The sequence below is a fragment of the Burkholderia ambifaria AMMD genome, assembly GCF_000203915.1.
Taxonomy (GTDB): domain Bacteria; phylum Pseudomonadota; class Gammaproteobacteria; order Burkholderiales; family Burkholderiaceae; genus Burkholderia; species Burkholderia ambifaria.
On sequence record NC_008390.1, the window covers coordinates 528,889 to 545,813 of the forward strand.

At 66.8% G+C, this 16,925-nt stretch carries 16 protein-coding genes; 9 read left to right on the forward strand and 7 right to left on the reverse strand.

The genetic code is table 11. The features are described 5' to 3' along the window. The first annotated feature begins 8 nt into the window (after positions 1–8). From BAMB_RS02390 to lpxC, 5 genes are all read left to right on the forward strand, one after another. On the forward strand, positions 9–761 hold the full coding sequence (locus BAMB_RS02390) for a cell division protein FtsQ/DivIB (protein WP_006752446.1): 753 nt from the start codon (positions 9–11) through the stop codon (positions 759–761). A gap of 26 nt (positions 762–787) precedes the next feature. After that, positions 788–2,020, forward strand: a complete 1,233-nt coding sequence (gene ftsA / locus BAMB_RS02395; protein ID WP_006752447.1) for a cell division protein FtsA — start codon at positions 788–790, stop codon at positions 2,018–2,020. Positions 2,021–2,211: 191 nt separating this feature from the next. After that, positions 2,212–3,408, forward strand: a complete 1,197-nt coding sequence (ftsZ, locus tag BAMB_RS02400; RefSeq protein WP_006752448.1) for a cell division protein FtsZ — start codon at positions 2,212–2,214, stop codon at positions 3,406–3,408. Positions 3,409–3,606: 198 nt separating this feature from the next. Further along, entirely contained in the window at positions 3,607–4,113 is a 507-nt protein-coding gene (locus BAMB_RS02405) for a peroxiredoxin (RefSeq protein WP_011655895.1), read from the forward strand. A 240-nt stretch (positions 4,114–4,353) separates the two neighbouring features. Beyond that, entirely contained in the window at positions 4,354–5,271 is a 918-nt protein-coding gene (gene lpxC, locus BAMB_RS02410) for a UDP-3-O-acyl-N-acetylglucosamine deacetylase (protein WP_006756824.1), read from the forward strand. 78 nt (positions 5,272–5,349) lie between these two features. Here lpxC and BAMB_RS02415 read toward each other — a convergent pair whose 3' ends face one another. Continuing rightward, entirely contained in the window at positions 5,350–5,829 is a 480-nt protein-coding gene (locus BAMB_RS02415; RefSeq protein ID WP_011655896.1) for a DciA family protein, read from the reverse strand. Between the two features lie 267 nt (positions 5,830–6,096). On the opposite strand from BAMB_RS02415, the gene secA reads away from it, so the two are divergent. The 4 genes from secA to BAMB_RS02435 all read left to right on the forward strand — a co-directional run bounded on the left by secA (position 6,097) and on the right by BAMB_RS02435 (position 11,620). After that, a complete protein-coding gene (secA, locus tag BAMB_RS02420) occupies positions 6,097–8,892 on the forward strand; it encodes a preprotein translocase subunit SecA (RefSeq protein WP_011655897.1) in 2,796 nt (931 codons plus the stop codon). Positions 8,893–9,034: 142 nt separating this feature from the next. Further along, positions 9,035–10,276 carry a bifunctional glutamate N-acetyltransferase/amino-acid acetyltransferase ArgJ gene (gene argJ, locus BAMB_RS02425; protein ID WP_011655898.1) on the forward strand — a complete coding sequence of 414 codons (1,242 nt, stop codon included), beginning with the start codon at positions 9,035–9,037 and terminating at the stop codon, positions 10,274–10,276. A gap of 19 nt (positions 10,277–10,295) precedes the next feature. Further along, positions 10,296–11,165, forward strand: a complete 870-nt coding sequence (locus BAMB_RS02430; RefSeq protein ID WP_011655899.1) for an ATP-binding protein — start codon at positions 10,296–10,298, stop codon at positions 11,163–11,165. Continuing rightward, entirely contained in the window at positions 11,162–11,620 is a 459-nt protein-coding gene (locus BAMB_RS02435) for an NUDIX domain-containing protein (protein ID WP_011655900.1), read from the forward strand. The genes BAMB_RS02430 and BAMB_RS02435 overlap by 4 nt, the downstream gene beginning before the upstream one ends. Before the next feature lie 60 nt (positions 11,621–11,680). Here the strand turns inward: BAMB_RS02435 and BAMB_RS02440 are convergent, their stop codons facing one another. The 6 genes from BAMB_RS02440 to BAMB_RS02465 form a co-directional block, all read right to left on the reverse strand. After that, the gene (locus tag BAMB_RS02440; RefSeq protein ID WP_006756830.1) at positions 11,681–11,881 is read right to left on the reverse strand and encodes a DNA gyrase inhibitor YacG; all 201 of its coding nucleotides are present in this window, start codon (positions 11,879–11,881) and stop codon (positions 11,681–11,683) included. 28 nt (positions 11,882–11,909) lie between these two features. Continuing rightward, positions 11,910–12,665 (reverse strand): cell division protein ZapD, encoded by a 756-nt coding sequence (zapD, locus tag BAMB_RS02445; protein WP_006754990.1) that lies wholly within the window; start codon positions 12,663–12,665, stop codon positions 11,910–11,912. A 109-nt stretch (positions 12,666–12,774) separates the two neighbouring features. After that, positions 12,775–13,383: a dephospho-CoA kinase gene (gene coaE, locus BAMB_RS02450; RefSeq protein WP_011655901.1), complete on the reverse strand. Its 609-nt coding sequence runs from the start codon at positions 13,381–13,383 to the stop codon at positions 12,775–12,777. Between the two features lie 84 nt (positions 13,384–13,467). Then, positions 13,468–14,379 (reverse strand): prepilin peptidase, encoded by a 912-nt coding sequence (locus BAMB_RS02455; RefSeq protein ID WP_011655902.1) that lies wholly within the window; start codon positions 14,377–14,379, stop codon positions 13,468–13,470. A 44-nt stretch (positions 14,380–14,423) separates the two neighbouring features. Further along, on the reverse strand, positions 14,424–15,629 hold the full coding sequence (locus BAMB_RS02460) for a type II secretion system F family protein (RefSeq protein ID WP_041491080.1): 1,206 nt from the start codon (positions 15,627–15,629) through the stop codon (positions 14,424–14,426). A gap of 5 nt (positions 15,630–15,634) precedes the next feature. After that, positions 15,635–16,912 (reverse strand): GspE/PulE family protein, encoded by a 1,278-nt coding sequence (locus BAMB_RS02465; RefSeq protein WP_041491081.1) that lies wholly within the window; start codon positions 16,910–16,912, stop codon positions 15,635–15,637. Positions 16,913–16,925 lie beyond the last annotated feature (13 nt).

The window sequence follows — 16,925 nt, forward strand, 5'->3', positions numbered from 1 at the left end:
AACGACGTATGTGGAACAACGTTCGCCAACTCAACCTTGCCGCCAGCGCGCTGTACGCGCTGCTGCTGCTCGTGTTGGCGGCGGCCGGCTGCTACTGGCTGATCCAGCGTCCGACGTTCGCGTTGCGCGAGATCCGGATCGACGGCGACACCGAGCACATCAACTCGCCGACGGTGCGCGCGGGCGTGGTCGGCCGGCTGAAAGGCAATTTCTTCACGGTCGATCTCGACTCGGCGCGGGCCGCGTTCGAGCAGATGCCGTGGGTGCGTCACGCGAGCGTGCGCCGGGTGTGGCCGAATGCGCTGGCTGTCACGCTCGAGGAGTACAAACCGCTCGGGACCTGGGGCAGCGCGCAGCTCGTGAGCGTCGACGGCGAGCTGTTCACCGCGAACCAGGGCGAGCTCGATCAGGAACTGCCGGCGTTCGACGGCCCGGAGGGCAGTGCGAAGGAAGTCGTCACGCGGTATCGCGACTTCGCGAATTGGTTTGCGCCGCTGAAGGCGGCGCCGGAAGAAGTGACGCTGTCGGCGCGCTACGCGTGGACGGTGAAGCTGTCGAACGGCATGCAGGTCGAACTGGGCAAGGAGCGCACCAGCGAGACCCTGCATGACCGGAGCCAGCGCCTCGTCGCCGCATGGCCGGCCGTCACGGAGCGTTGGGGCAACGACATCGAGTACGCGGACCTGCGTTATCCGAACGGATTCGCGATTCGTGCGGCAGGCATGCGGTTCCTGACCGATACCGACAAGCGCAAGAAGTAACGAGAGATCACACGCAAGAGCACTTTATGAGCAAAGACTACAAGGATCTGCTGGTTTCCCTCGACATCGGCACGTCGAAGGTGGTGGCCATCGTCGCCGAGCTGAAGGGCGAAGGCCATTACGAGGTCATCGGCCTCGGCCAGAGCGAATCGAAAGGTCTGAAGAAGGGCGTGGTGGTCAACATCGAGGCCACCGTGCAGTCGATCCAGCGCGCGCTCGAGGAAGCCGAGCTGATGGCCGACTGCAAGATCACCAACGTGTTCACGGGGATTGCCGGCAGCCACATCCGCAGCTTCAACTCGAGCGGGATGGTCGCGATCAAGGACAAGGAAGTCACGCAGACCGACGTCGCGCGCGTGATCGAGACCGCGAAGGCGATCAACATCCCGACCGACCAGCAGGTGCTGCACATCCTCACGCAGGAATTCATCATCGACGGCCAGGAAGACGTGCGCGAGCCGATCGGGATGAGCGGCATCCGCCTCGAGGTGAAGGTGCACATCGTGACGGGCGCGGTCAGCGCCGCGCAGAACATCGTCAAGTGCGTGCGCCGCTGCGGGCTGGAAGTGAACGACCTGATCCTGCAGCCGCTCGCGTCGTCGCTGGCCGTGCTGACGGAAGACGAGAAGGATCTCGGCGTGGTGCTGGTCGACATCGGCGGCGGCACGACCGACATCGCGATCTTCGCCGAAGGCGCGATCCGCCATACCGCGGTGATTCCGATCGCCGGCGACCAGATCACGAGCGACATCGCGATGGCGCTGCGCACGCCGACGCCGGACGCGGAAGACATCAAGGTCGGCTACGGCATCGCAAAGCAGGCGCTCGCCGATCCGGACGAGATGGTCGAAGTGCCGGGCCTCGGCGAACGCGGTCCGCGCACGCTGTCGCGCCAGGCGCTCGCGGCGGTGATCGAGCCGCGCGTCGAGGAACTGTTCTCGCTCGTGCAGCAGGTCGTGCGCGAGTCGGGTTACGAAGAACTGCTGAGCTCCGGCGTGGTCATTACCGGCGGGGCTTCGATGATGCCGGGCATGGTCGAGCTCGGCGAAGACATTTTCCTGAAGCCGGTGCGCATCGGCGCGCCGGAATACGCGGGCGGCCTCGCCGACGTCGTGCGCAATCCGCGCTATTCGACGGCGATGGGCCTGCTCGTCGAAGGCAGTGCGCAGCGCATGCGCGGCCGCAAGGTCGCCGTGCAGTCCGGCAACGCGGGGCAGATCTTCTCGCGGATGAAGGAATGGTTCCTGAGCAATTTTTGAGCACCCCACGGCTCGGTACGCCGAGCCTGCCCCCGACGGGGGCCAGGAAAACGCGGGGCGGCCCGACGTTGTCCTGAGGATGAACCGAATCGAAATTCGCGCCGGTGCCGGCGGCTGGCGCGCGACAGGGGGTTGCCCGATCTCCTGCCGAATAACGGCCGAGTAGTCTTATTTTCTTGACGGAGGCAACAATGGAATTCGAAATGCTGGAAACCGAAACCAACGGCACCATCATCAAGGTGGTCGGCGTTGGCGGCGCTGGCGGCAATGCCGTTCAGCACATGATCAACCGCGGCGTGCAGGGCGTCGACTTCATCGTGATGAACACGGACGCCCAGGCGCTGTCGCGTTCGCGCGCATCGTCGGTGATCCAGCTGGGCAATACGGGCCTGGGCGCCGGTGCGAAGCCGGAAATGGGCCGTGCCGCGGCGGAAGAAGCGCGTGAGCGCATCGCCGATGCACTGCGCGGCGCGCACATGGTGTTCATCACCGCTGGCATGGGCGGCGGCACGGGCACGGGCGCGGCGCCGGTGGTCGCGCAGATCGCGAAGGAGATGGGCATCCTGACGGTTGGCGTCGTCAGCAAGCCGTTCGAATTCGAAGGCGGCAAGCGCATGCGCGTCGCGGAAGCAGGCTCGCAGCAACTGGAGGATCACGTCGACTCGCTGATCGTCGTCCTGAACGACAAGCTGTTCGACGTGATGGGCGATGACGCCGAGATGGACAAGTGCTTCCAGTGCGCGGACGACGTGTTGAACAACGCGGTCGCGGGCATTGCCGAAATCATCAATGTCGATGGTCTCGTGAACGTCGACTTCGAAGACGTGAAGACGGTGATGGGCGAGCAGGGCAAGGCGATGATGGGCACGGCGACGGTCGCCGGCGTCGATCGCGCACGCCTCGCGGCGGAACAGGCCGTGGCGAGCCCGCTGCTCGAAGGCGTCGATCTGTCGGGCGCGCGCGGCGTGCTGGTCAACATCACGTCGAGCCGCTCGCTGCGCCTGTCGGAAACGCGCGAAGTGATGAACACGATCAAGAGCTACGCGGCGGAAGATGCGACGGTGATCTTCGGTGCGGTGTACGACGACGCGATGGGCGATGCACTGCGCGTGACGGTCGTGGCGACGGGTCTGGGCCGTGCGGCGAAGAAGCAGCAGTCGGCTCCGATGACGCTGCTGCGCACGGGTACCGACAACCAGCCGGTCAGCGCGGTCTCGCACGGTTACGCGCAGCCGCAACACGTCAGCACGGCCGACTACGGCGCGCTCGATACGCCGGCGGTGTGGCGCAACTCGCGCGAAACCGCGGCATCGCACGTGCAGGCGCTGCAGGAGAAGGGTGTCGATACGTACGACATCCCGGCTTTCCTGCGCAAGCAGGCTGACTGACGACGCACACAGGCGAAGCCGCGGCGCAATCGCTGAGATTGCCGCGGTAACGCCGGCGTGACGGATGCCACGGACCACGACAGGCCGCGTCGGATGCGACGCCGGGCCGGGAAACGTGCCCTCTTCGCATGAGCGGAGCGGGATGGGACGTGCTGTCCGCAATACGCTGAAAAACCGTATCGCTATGAGGGACCAGCCATGATTCAAGTGGGCGACGCGCTGCCCGACGCGCAATTGTTCGAGTTCATCGACGACGCGCGCGCAGGCTGCACGCTGGGGCCGAACGCCTTCAGCGTGCGCGATCAGGTGGCGGGAAAGCGGGTGGTGATCTTCGGATTGCCCGGTGCTTTCACGCCGACCTGTTCGGCGCAGCATGTGCCGGGCTATGTCGAGCACGCCGAGCAACTGCGCTCGGCGGGCATCGACGAGCTCTGGTGCGTGTCCGTCAACGACGCATTCGTGATGGGCGCATGGGGACGTGATCTGCACACCGCGGGCAAGGTGCGCATGATGGCGGACGGCAGCGCTGCTTTCACTCATGCGCTGGGGCTGACGCAGGATTTGTCCGCGCGTGGCATGGGAATCCGTTCCCTGCGCTACGCGATGGTGGTCGACGACGGTGTGGTCAAGACGCTGGCCGTCGAAGCGCCGGGCAAGTTCGAAGTGAGCGATGCGGCGAGTGTTCTCGCGACGTTGACGTCCTGATCGTGCGGTGTGCCGTTGCCTGCCGGCAACGCTGCTCACCGCCGTCGGGGCAGTTGTAACACGGGCCGATGACCGGAAACGCCTCCGTTCCGGGCATCGGCCCGTCCCGTATCGGCGCGGGTAAACAGTCGAAACAGATTGATACGCAGTTTCCAACAGCGTTGAATAGGGAATTACGCTATAATCTCACCTATCGAATATAACTCCTGATTGATATTCTCAATCAAGTTGAAGAAGACCATGCTGAAGCAGCGCACCATCAAATCGATCGTGAAGACCGTGGGTATCGGTCTGCACTCGGGCCGCAAGGTTGAACTGACGCTCCGTCCGGCCGCGCCGGGCACGGGGATCGTTTTCTCGCGCGTCGATCTGCCCACGCCTGTCGACATTCCGGCATCCGCGATGTCGATCGGCGACACGCGGCTCGCGTCGGTGCTGCAGAAGGATGGCGCGCGCGTGTCGACCGTCGAGCACCTGATGTCGGCGTGCGCCGGCCTCGGCATCGACAACCTCTATGTCGACGTGACGGCCGAGGAAATCCCGATCATGGATGGCAGCGCCGCGTCCTTCGTGTTCCTGATCCAGTCCGCGGGCATCGAGGAGCAGAACGCGCCGAAGCGCTTCATCAAGGTGACCAAGCCGGTCGAAATCCGCGACGGCGACAAGTTCGCGCGTCTCGAGCCGTATTTCGGCTTCAAGCTGAAGTTCACGATCGACTTCCGTCATCCTGCCGTCGACAAGACCGGCCAGGAGCTCGAGGTCGACTTCGCGAACACGTCGTACGTGCGCGAGATCGCGCGCGCGCGCACGTTCGGCTTTGCGCACGAAGTCGAAATGATGCGCGAGCTGGGTCTCGCACGCGGCGGCAGCATGGACAACGCGATCGTGCTCGACGAATACCGGATCCTGAACAACGACGGGCTGCGCTACGACGACGAGTTCGTGAAGCACAAGATGCTCGACGCGATCGGCGACCTGTACGTGGTCGGCCATCCGCTGCTGGCGTCGTACACGGCATACAAGTCGGGTCACGGGCTGAACAACGCGCTGCTGCGCGAACTGCTCGCCCACGAAGACGCGTACGAGATCGTCACGTTCGACGATCCGCAGGCCGCGCCGAAAGGATTTGCGTTCGACGCGCAGACGGCCTTCGCCTGATCGGCGTTCGTCCCGAGCGAATAAAAAAAGCGACCTCCGGGTCGCTTTTTTGCTGGGCGGCCGCGGTCGGCGGCGCGTTCAGCCCGACGACTTCGCGCCGTGCCGCGCGGCCATCCGCGCGAGCGCGGCCTGCAGCGGCGACGGCTCGAGGTGATCGGCGAGTTCGCGCAACGCGGCCGCGCCGACGGTCGTCATGCGCGCCTGTTTCACGTGCGGCGGCTCCGGCGCGTCCTTCGGCCGCACGCGCACGCGCAGCGCCGACACCGGCCAGCCCCGCTTCTGCAGCTCGGCGAGCAGCCGCGGCTCGACCTGCCGCAGCCGGGCGGCGAGCGCATTGTGCGCGGCAAAGAGGGTCAGGGTGCCGTCCTTGATCGAGCCCGGTTCGACATGATTCGCAAGATAGTCGGGCAGGAGCGCGGTGAGGTCGCGCTGCAGCGACGCCACCTGTTCGACGCCGGCGCGCAGCGCGGCGAACGCGTCGGTGCGGTTGAGCACCTCGGACACGGGTTGGGGGCGATACGCGGAGAGCGGGCCGAAACGCTTGGAAAATCGGTTCATCGAGGCATTCTTCGGGCGCGCACCTGCGCGGACGTTGACGCCGATTGTACCCGCGCCGGCGCGCGCACGGGCGGCTTTCGGGCCGTGCGCCCGGTGGCCCGCGCGGGTCCGCCGCGCGGCGCGCGTCCAGCCGGCACACGGGCGCATGCGTCCCCGCGTGCTAAAATTCCTCGTTTGATTCCACTAATTCGCTAAGCCGCCGAGGCTCGGGCGTCGGGGCGCGCAACACGCGCCGGGCGCCGGTGCTGCGACGCAGGATCCGATCCGATGACAACCGGTTTTCTCCAGAAAATTTTTGGCAGCCGCAACCAGCGGCTCGTCAAGCAATATCAAAAGACCGTCGAGACGATCAATGCGCTCGAAACGCAGATCGAGCAGCTGACGGACGACCAGTTGCGCGGCAAGACGGACGAGTTCCGCCAGCGGGTCGCGGCCGGGGAGTCGCTCGACAAGCTGCTGCCCGAGGCGTTCGCGGTCTGCCGGGAGGCGAGCCGCCGCGTGCTGAAGATGCGCCACTTCGACGTGCAGCTGATCGGCGGCATGGTGCTCCACTACGGCAAGATCGCGGAAATGCGCACCGGCGAGGGCAAGACGCTCGTCGCGACGCTGCCCGTGTACCTGAATGCGCTGGCCGGCCGCGGCGTGCACGTCGTGACGGTCAACGACTACCTCGCCCAGCGCGACGCCGAATGGATGGCGCGTCTCTACAACTTCCTCGGTCTGTCGGTCGGCATCAACCTGTCCGGCATGGAGCACGAGCAGAAGCAGCAGGCCTACGCGTCGGACATCACCTACGGTACGAACAACGAGTTCGGCTTTGACTACCTGCGCGACAACATGGTCTACGAGACCGAAGCGCGCGTGCAGCGGGCACTGAACTTCGCGGTCGTCGACGAAGTGGACTCGATCCTGATCGACGAGGCGCGTACGCCGCTGATCATCTCGGGCCAGGCCGAAGATCACACCGAACTGTACGTGCGGATGAACGCGCTGCCGCCGCTGCTCGAGCGCCAGATCGGCGAGGAGAAGGCGGACGGCACGGGCGTCGAGAAGCCGGGCGACTACACGCTGGACGAAAAATCGCGCCAGGTGTTCCTGACGGAGTCGGGCCACGAGAAGGCCGAGCGACTGCTCGCCGAGTGGGGCCTGATCGGCGAGGGCGAGAGCCTGTACGCGCCGCAGAACATCACGCTGATGCACCATGTGTATGCCGCGCTGCGCGCGCACACGCTGTTCTACAAGGACCAGCACTACGTCGTGCAGAACGGCGAAGTGGTGATCGTCGACGAATTCACGGGCCGCCTGATGGCGGGCCGCCGCTGGTCCGACGGCCTGCACCAGGCGGTCGAGGCGAAGGAACACGTGAAGATCCAGAGCGAGAACCAGACGCTCGCCTCGATCACGTTCCAGAACTACTTCCGGATGTACGCGAAGCTCGCGGGCATGACGGGTACGGCGGACACCGAAGCGTACGAATTCAACGAGATCTACGGCCTCGAGACGGTCGTGATCCCGACCAACCGCCCGCCGAAGCGGATCGACAAGCAGGACCAGATCTACAAGACCGCCAAGGAGCGCTACGACGCGGTGATCCGCGACATTCGCGAGTGCTACGAGCGCGGTCAGCCGGTGCTGGTCGGCACGACGTCGATCGAGAACTCGGAACTGCTGTCGCACCTGCTGAAGCAGGCCGGGCTGCCGCACGAAGTGCTGAACGCGAAGCAGCACGAGCGTGAAGCCGCGATTGTCGCGGAAGCCGGCCGTCCGAAACGCATCACGATCGCGACCAACATGGCCGGCCGCGGTACCGACATCGTGCTCGGCGGCAACGCGGAGAAGCAGGCGGCGTTCATCGAAGCCGACGAAGCGATCCCGGCCGACGAAAAGGCGCGCCGCATCAAGCAGCTGCACGACGAGTGGGAGACGCTGCACGAGCAGGTGAAGGCCGCGGGCGGCCTGCACATCATCGGCACCGAGCGCCACGAATCGCGCCGGATCGACAACCAGCTGCGCGGCCGTGCGGGCCGCCAGGGCGACCCGGGTTCGTCGCGCTTCTATCTGTCGCTGGACGATCCGCTGCTGCGCATCTTCGCGGGCGACCGCGTGCGTTCGATCATGGATCGCCTGAAGATGCCCGAAGGCGAGGCGATCGAGGCCGGCATCGTCACGCGTTCGATCGAATCCGCGCAGCGCAAGGTCGAGGCACGCAACTTCGACATCCGCAAGCAGCTGCTCGAATACGACGACGTGTCGAACGACCAGCGCAAGGTGATCTACCAGCAGCGCAACGAACTGCTCGAAGCCCACGACATCACCGAGACGATCTCGGCGATGCGTCACGGCGTGATCACCGAAGTCGTCCGCCAGTTCGTGCCTGAAGGCAGCATCGAGGAACAGTGGGACGTGCCCGAGCTCGAGGAAGCGCTGCGCAACGACTGGCAGCTCGACCTCGCGATCCAGGAAATGGTGAACGAGTCGTCGTCGATCACGGCCGACGAGATTCTCGACGCCGTGACGACCGCCGCCGACGAGCAGTACGAGGCGAAGGTCGCGATGGTCGGCCGCGAATCGTTCAGTGCGTTCGAGCGTTCGGTGATGCTGCAGACGGTCGACCGCCTCTGGCGCGAGCACCTCGCGGCACTCGACCACCTGCGTCAGGGCATCCACCTGCGCGGCTATGCGCAGAAGAACCCGAAGCAGGAATACAAGCGCGAAGCGTTCGAGCTGTTCGCCGCGATGCTCGATGCGATCAAGCAGGAAGTCACGCGCATCGTGATGAACGTGCAGATCCAGTCGCCCGAGCAGCTCGAGGAAGCCGCCGAGCAGATCGAGGAGCGCACCGGTCATCTCGAGAACGTCGAGTATCAGCACGCCGACTACGCGGAATCCGGCGCGCCGGTGGCGAACGTCGCGGCCGCCACGGCGGCCACCGCGACGGCTGACATGGTCGGCAGCGCGATGACCCACGGCCACGCCGGCGAGCTGCCGAAGGTCGGTCGCAACGACCCGTGCCCGTGCGGCAGCGGCAAGAAGTACAAGCAATGTCACGGGAAGCTGTCATGATCGGCGGCGGCGCGCATCGGCGTGCCGCTTCATCCGCAGCTTCGAGTCAGTGAAGTGAGTTGCGGCGGCCGCTCGTGCGGCCGTCGGTTCTTCCAATCAATGCCGGCGCGTGCCGGCATTTTCCATCCGGCAGGTGTGCCCCATGGCTGTCAATTTTCCGTCGATCGATCCCGCCCAACTGCATCCCGTCGCCGGCGTCACGCTCGGCTGGGCGGAAGCGAACATCCGCAAGCAGAATCGCAAGGACGTGCTGGTCATCTCCGTCGACGAAGGGGCGACGGTCGCCGGCGTATTCACCGAGAACCGCTTCTGCGCCGCACCGGTAATCGTATGCCGCGAGCATCTGGCCATCGTGCGTGCGGGCGGCGCGGGCATCCGTGCGCTCGTCGTGAATACGGGCAACGCGAATGCGGGCACCGGCGAGCCGGGTCTCGCGCACACGCGCGAAACCTGCGCGGAACTCGCGCGCCTCGCGGGCATCGACGCCGCCCAGGTGCTGCCGTTCTCGACCGGCGTGATTCTCGAGCCGCTGCCGATCGACCGCCTGAAGGCCGGGCTGCCGGCCGCGCTCGCGAACCGCAAGGCCGCGAACTGGTACGACGCCGCGCAGACGATCATGACGACCGACACGCTGCCGAAGGCCACGTCGCGCCAGGTGACGATCGACGGTCACACGGTCACGCTGACGGGCATCAGCAAGGGCGCGGGCATGATCAAGCCGAACATGGCGACGATGCTCGGCTTCCTGGCGTTCGATGCGAACGTCGCGCAGCCGGTGCTCGACACGCTCGTGAAGGAAGTGGCCGATCGCTCGTTCAACTGCATCACGATCGACGGCGACACGTCGACGAACGACTCGTTCATCCTGATCGCGTCGGGCAAGAGCACGCTGCCCGCGATCACGTCGACCGACTCGCCGGCCTATGCGGCACTGCGCGAAGCGGTCACGCAGGTCGCCCAGGTGCTGTCGCAGCTGATCGTGCGCGACGGCGAAGGCGCGACGAAATTCATGACGGTTCAGGTCGAAGGCGGCAAGAGCGTCGCCGAGTGCCGCCAGATTGCCTACGCAATCGGTCATTCGCCGCTGGTGAAGACGGCCTTCTACGCATCCGACCCCAACCTCGGCCGGATTCTCGCGGCGATCGGCTATGCGGGCGTCACGGATCTCGACGTCGACAAGATCGATCTCTATCTCGACGACGTGCTCGTCGCGAAGGCCGGCGGCCGCAACCCGGCCTACCAGGAAGAGGACGGCCAGCGCGTGATGAAGCAGAGCGAAATCACGATCCGCGTGCTGCTCGGCCGCGGCGACGCGCAGGCTACCGTCTGGACCTGCGACCTGTCGCACGATTACGTGAGCATCAACGCGGATTACCGCTCCTGATCGGGAGCGCTCGGACGACATGGACAAGCTCGAACAGTTTCTGACGCGTGCCGAAGCGCTGCTCGGCCGCCTCGAGGGGATGCTGCCGCCCGCACCGGCGGCGGTCGACTGGAATGCCGCCACCGCGTTCCGCTGGCGCAAGCGCCAGGGGCGCGGCTATCTGCAGCCGGTGCCGGCCGCGTCGTCGATCACGCTCGACGATCTGCACAACATCGATCGGCAGAAAGGGCTGATCGAACAGAACACGCGACAGTTCGTGCAGTGCAAGCCGGCGAACAACGTGCTGCTGACCGGTGCGCGCGGCACCGGCAAGTCGTCACTGATCAAGGCGTGCCTGAACGCCTATGCGAAGGACGGGCTGCGCCTGATCGAAGTCGACAAGGACGACCTGCACGATCTCGGCGACATCGTCGACCTGATCGCGCAGCGTCCGGAGCGGTTCATCGTGTTCTGCGACGATCTGTCGTTCGAGGAAGGCGAATCGGGCTACAAGGCGCTGAAGGTCGCGCTCGACGGCTCGATCGCCGCGCAGTCCGACAACGTGCTGATCTACGCGACGTCGAACCGCCGCCATCTGCTGCCCGAGTACATGAGCGACAACGAGTCGTACAAGCATCTGCCGGACGGCGAGATCCATCCCGGTGAAGTGGTCGAGGAAAAGATTTCGCTGTCGGAGCGCTTCGGCCTGTGGGTCAGCTTCTACCCGTTCAAGCAGGACGACTATCTCGACATCGTCGCGCACTGGCTGCGCCATTTCGGCTGCGCGGACGGCGAGATCGAGACGGCGCGCGGCGACGCGCTCGTGTGGGCGCTCGAGCGCGGTTCGCGCTCGGGACGCGTCGCCTGGCAGTTCGCGCGCGATTGGTCGGGTCGCAAGGAGCAGGCATGAGCACGGATTCCGCAGTGGGCGCCGTGCGCGCGCCCGACGGCCGCAAGGTGACGGAAGTCGCGGTCGGCGTGATGGTACAGCCCGGCGACGCGGTCGGCCGTTGCCGCTACCTGCTTGCGCAGCGGCTGCAGGGCAAGCCGTACGAAGGCTACTGGGAGTTCCCGGGCGGCAAGCTGGAAGCCGGCGAGAGCGTCGAGGACGCGCTGGCGCGCGAGCTGCACGAGGAACTGGGCATCGTCGTCACCGCGAGCCACCGCTGGCATACGCTCGAGCACGACTATCCGCATGCATACGTGCGGCTCTATTTCTGCAAGGTGACGGGCTGGACGGGCGAGCCGCACAGCAAGGAAGGCCAGGCGTTCGTGTGGCAGCAACTGCCGGTCGACGTCGCGCCGCTGTTGCCGGCGGCGCTGCCGGTGCTGGAATTGCTCGAGAAGGAAGCGGCGTCGCAATGACGCCGCGGCGGCTCGCCTGAAAAGCGGGCCGCATCCGCCTGCGGCGGTACCGCGCGCCGCTCAGCTGTCGCGGCGGTCGTCGGTGCCGTCTTCCTCGGACGACGGACCTTCGTCGGAGGACCCGCCGATCCGGTACTTTTCCGCGGCCCATGCGCCGAGGTCGAGCTGCTTGCAGCGGGCCGAACAGAACGGGCGGAACTTGTTTTCAGGCGTCCAGCGCACTTCTGCGCCGCACGAAGGACATTTCACAACGGTAGTCATACGAAAGCGTCGAACCGGCGCGGGGCCGTTACAGATTGCACAGTGTCAGATGGAACGGCACGTCGATGTCCACCGCGCGCGGCCGCACGTCGCCGTCCTGCATGGTGAACCGTACCCACAGCATGTATTTGTTGGCGCTCGCTTCGGGAATCACGCGCAGTTCGGGCGGCACGCGCACCTGCATCAGCTGGTAGCTGCGCCCCGACAGCATCTGCTGGTAGCTGCCCTGCATCGCCATCACCTTCGATGCCTGACCCGATTCGCGAGCGAGCCGCAGCACGATTGCCGCCGCATCGCGCAGCGGCAGCAGCGGCATGATCCATTTCGCGATGTCCTGGCGCCGCTGTTCCGCGGGCCATTGCTGCCACGCATAGTACGACGGCAGGTCGAACTTGCACGTGCCGCCGGGAATCACCGCGCGGCTGCGGATGCTGGCGAGCCACTCGTTGTCGACCAGGTGCTGCCCGGTCTTGCCCTGCATCTGCGCAAGATTGGCGAGCGTCTGCTCGATTTCACCGAGCACGGCTTCGAGCGCATTCTGTTCGATGCCCGGATTGCCGCGAAAGGGAGCGAGCGTCTGACGTTGACGTTCGAGCTCCTTCATCAGATCCGATTTCAGGTCCGCGCGGCCCGTGACCTCGGCGATTTCGAACAGCGTCGTCAGCGCGACGTGATGTTCACGCGGGTCCTCCTGAGCCAAGAAGAACGCGAAGCGCTCGAACAAGTCTTCGAGGCGCAACAGCGTGCGAATTCGCTCGTTGAACGGATACTCGTAAAGAATCAAGCGCGCTCGCCTCTCGGGGTAGGAATTGAAACAATGCAGGACATTCTAATGCTCACTCTCTACCCTAGCAACGCGCCAATTTCGTACACCATCACGATTGCGGCGGCGGTCAGTGCGCGGCGGCCGCGAATCCGAGATAGCGTTGGTGCAGTGCATCGACCTGCGCGGCAAGCGTATCGGGCGCCGTCGCATCATTGACGATCACGTCGTCGGCCGCCGCGAGACGCGCTTCACGCGTCGCCTGTCTTGCGATGATCGCTTCGACCTGTTCGCGCGTGAAACCATTGCGCCGCATCACACGTGCGATCTGCGTTTCGACCGGACAGTCGACGACCAGCACACGATCGCAGCGCGCCTTCCAGTTACCTGACTCCACGAGCAGCGGTACGACGAAGATCACGTACGGGCCCCGCGCTTCACGGGCCTCGCGATCGGTCTCCGCGCGGATCAGCGGATGCGTGATCGCTTCGAGGCGCCGGCGTGCGTCGTCGTCGCTGAAAATCAGTGCGCGCATCTTCGCGCGATCGAGCGAGCCGTCGGCCGCGACGAAGTCCGGCCCGAATGCGTGTTCGATCGCCGGCATCGCGAGACCGGCCGGCGCGGTGATGCGGTGCGCGATCAGGTCGGTATCGACGAGCGATGCACCGCGTGCGGCGAACAGGTCGGCGACGGTCGTCTTGCCGCTGCCGATGCCGCCGGTGAGTCCTATTGCAAACATGTGAGCCTCCGCCGGGCCGCCACGAGGAGACGAGCGTCGTCCCCGCGACGCAGCGAACAAGTCGGACGGGTTCGGTGCGTCATGTCAGCCGCCGAGCGCCAGATAGAAAGGGGTGCCGAAAAACAGTGTCGCGACGCCGCCGGCCGCGAGGAACGGGCCGAACGGAATCGGCTCCTCGAAGCGCATGCGCCCGCGCCAGGTTGCGACGAGCCCGACGATCGCGCCCGTCACCGCGGCGAACAGCACGACCTGCGGCAGCGCGGCCCAGCCCATCCATGCACCGAGCGCGGCGAGCAGCTTCAGGTCGCCGAAGCCGATGCCCTCGATGCCGCGCAGCCATTTGAATAGCCAGTAGATCGACCACAGGAACAGGTAGCCGGCCATTGCGCCGACCACGGCCGAACGCAGCGACGTGAACGTGCCGCCGAGGTTCAGTGCGAGCCCTGCCCACAGCAGCGGCAGCGTCATCGAATCGGGAAGGTAGCCGGTCTGGATGTCGATCGCGCTCATCGCGAGCAGCGCGGCGCAGAGCCCGAACGCGGCGAGTGCGGCGGCGGTGGGGCCGAACGCGGCGAGCGAGCCGGCGGCGAGCAGCGCACCCGCGACCTCGACGAGCGGATAGCCCACGCCGATCGCATGGCCGCACTGGCGGCAGCGTCCGCGCAGCATCAGGTAGCTGACGAGCGGGATGTTTTCCCACGCGCGCAGCACGTGGCCGCAGTGCGGACAGGCGCTGCGCGGGCGCCACAGATCGTAGTGCGGCGGATAGCCGTCGTCGGGCGCGGCGCTCGCGCTGCCCGTCGCTTCGGCGATTTCGGCCTGCCATGCGCGCTGCATCATCACCGGGATCCGGTGCGCGACGACGTTCACGAAGCTGCCGACGCACAGCCCGAGCACGACGGCGAACGCATATTGCACCGCGGGCGGCAGCATCGCCAGCGCGAGCAACGTGCTGTCGGGCGAATCGAAAACGGTGGTCAGGGGCGCGGGCGTCATGGGCTCGGGTTCGGGCTTGAAAGGCGACAGAAACGGTTGCGATGCTACACCACGTTGCCCAGCTGAAGGATGGGCAGATACATCGCGATCACGAGGCCGCCGACGAGGGCGCCCAGCACGATCACGATCAGCGGCTCGCCGAGCGCGGCGAGTGCATCGAGACGCGCGTCGAGCTGACGCTCGCAGAGCGCGGCGATGTCGGCGAGCATCGTATCGAGTGCGCCGGTTTCCTCGGCGACGGCGATCGGCTGTACCACGTCGTCCGGGAAGCAGCCTGCCGCGTGCATCGCATCGGCAAGACGCGCGCCGCGCAGCACGCGCGCGGCGATTTGCGCGGTGGCCTGCTCGAACACCGGGTGGCCGGCCGTGCGTTCGAGCGTGGCGAATGCATCGGCGAGCGGTACGCCGGCACCGAGCAGCGTGGCAAGCGAGCGGCACCAGCGCGCGGCTGCGAACCGCGTGAGTGCGCTGCCGACCAACGGCGCATTCAGCACGTGCCGCGCGGCCGTGTAGCGCAGCGACGGCGAGCGCCGCAGCGCGTGGCGTGCGACGAGCCCCGCCACCGCGGCGCCCGCGACGAACGTGCCGCCCCAGGCCGATGTCGCGGAGGACAGGGCGAGCAGCGCGCGGGTCGGCGCCGGCAGTGCCGCGCCGAATCCGTCGAAGATCTGCCGGAACGTTGGCACGACCCATACCATCAGCGCGGCCGAGATCGCGAGCGCGAACACGATGACGGCGACCGGGTAAGCGAGTGCGGCACACAGCTTGCGCCATTGCGCGTCGGCGCGTTCGCGGTGCTCCGCGACGCGGGTCAGCACGACGCCGAGCGCTCCCGATGCTTCGCCGACCTCGATCAACTGGCGATACAGCGTGCCGAACTGGGACGGATAGCGTGCCAGCGCGGCGGCGAAGCGCTGCCCGCCGACAATCTCGCGTGCGAGACCTGCGGCGATGCGCGGGAGCCCGTCGCGCGTGCGGGTGCGGGCAAGCATCTCGAGCGATGGTGCGAGCGGCAGGCCGGCTTGCAGCAGGCTCGCGAGCTGACGCGTGAAGCGCGTGACCTCGCGTGCGCCGGCCGCCGGCGGCCGGGCCGTGCCGCGGATGTCGAGCGACAGCACCGCGACGCCGTCGCGCGCGAGCGCCGCACGTGCGGCGGCTGCATCGAATGCGATGACGTTGCCGCGGCACGGCGTGCCGTCGCGACGACGGCCGCGCCACGCGAAGCGGGTTTCGTGAGGCGGCGCATGCATGGCGATCACGCGTCGGGCGTCGCGGCCAGGGCTTCCGCGACGCTCGTCGTGCCGTCGCGAACGTGCGCGAGTGCCGCGTCGCGCAGACTGCGCACGCCTTCGGTCGCCGCGCATTGCGTGAGCGCACCGACGCTTGCGCGCGCGACGATGCGTTCGGCCATCTCCGGTGAAACCGGCATCGTCTGATGCAGGCCGATGCGGCCTCGATAACCGATACCGTGACAGGCGGCACAGCCGCGTGCGACGAACGGGCGCCATCCGGATGCCAGTGCCGCCGGATCGCAGCCCGCGTCGCGCAGCGCGTGCGCCGGCGCGTCCGAACGCGTGCGGCAGCTCACGCACAGACGCCGCACGAGCCGCTGCGCGGTGACGAGGCGCAACGCGGCGGCCAGGTTGTACGGCGCGACGCCGATATCGAGCAGTCGCGCGACAGCGGCCGGCGCATCGTTCGTATGCAGCGTCGACAGCACGAGGTGCCCGGTCTGCGCGGCCTTGATCGCAACGTCGGCCGTCTCCGCATCGCGAATCTCACCGACCATGATGACGTCCGGATCCTGCCGCAGCAGCGCGCGCAGCGCCGTGGCGAAGGTCAGCCCGGCTTTCTCCACCACGCCGACCTGGTTGATGCCGTCGAGCTGAATCTCGGCAGGATCCTCGACCGTGCAGACGTTGTGCGCGTCGCGATCGAGCATCTGCAGCGCGCAGTAGAGCGACAGCGTCTTGCCGCTGCCGGTCGGGCCGGTGACGAGCACGAGACCGTGCGGCGCGCGTATCGCGGCCTCCATCGCCGCGGCCTGTCGCGCGTCGAAGCCGAGGCGCGCGAGCGTGAGGTCGGGCGGCAGCGTTTCGAGGCGGCGCAACACGAGTTTCTCGCCGAACAGCGTGGGCAGCGAACTGACCCGGTAATCGCCTCGCAGGCCTGCGTCGACCGCGATGCGCAGCCGGCCGTCCTGCGGAAGCCGGCGCTCGGCGATGTCCATGCGTGCGAGCACCTTGATGCGCGTCACGAGCGCGTCGCGCAGATGGACGGGCGGTCGCGCGTGTTCATGCAGGACGCCGTCGATGCGCAGGCGAATGCGCCAGCCTGCTTCGAATGGTTCGACGTGGATGTCGGACGCGTCGCGCACGCGGGCGGCATGAAGCGTGTCGGTCAGCAGCCGTACGGCGGGCGAGTCGTCGAGTTGCGCCGCATCGAGCGAATGGGGCGGGTCGGCGGGCGATGCGTCGGTGGAGGCAGGTGGCCGCTGCATGTGTGGCGGCGCCCCGGGAGGTGGGAAGTGCATGTGAGCCGGCGCT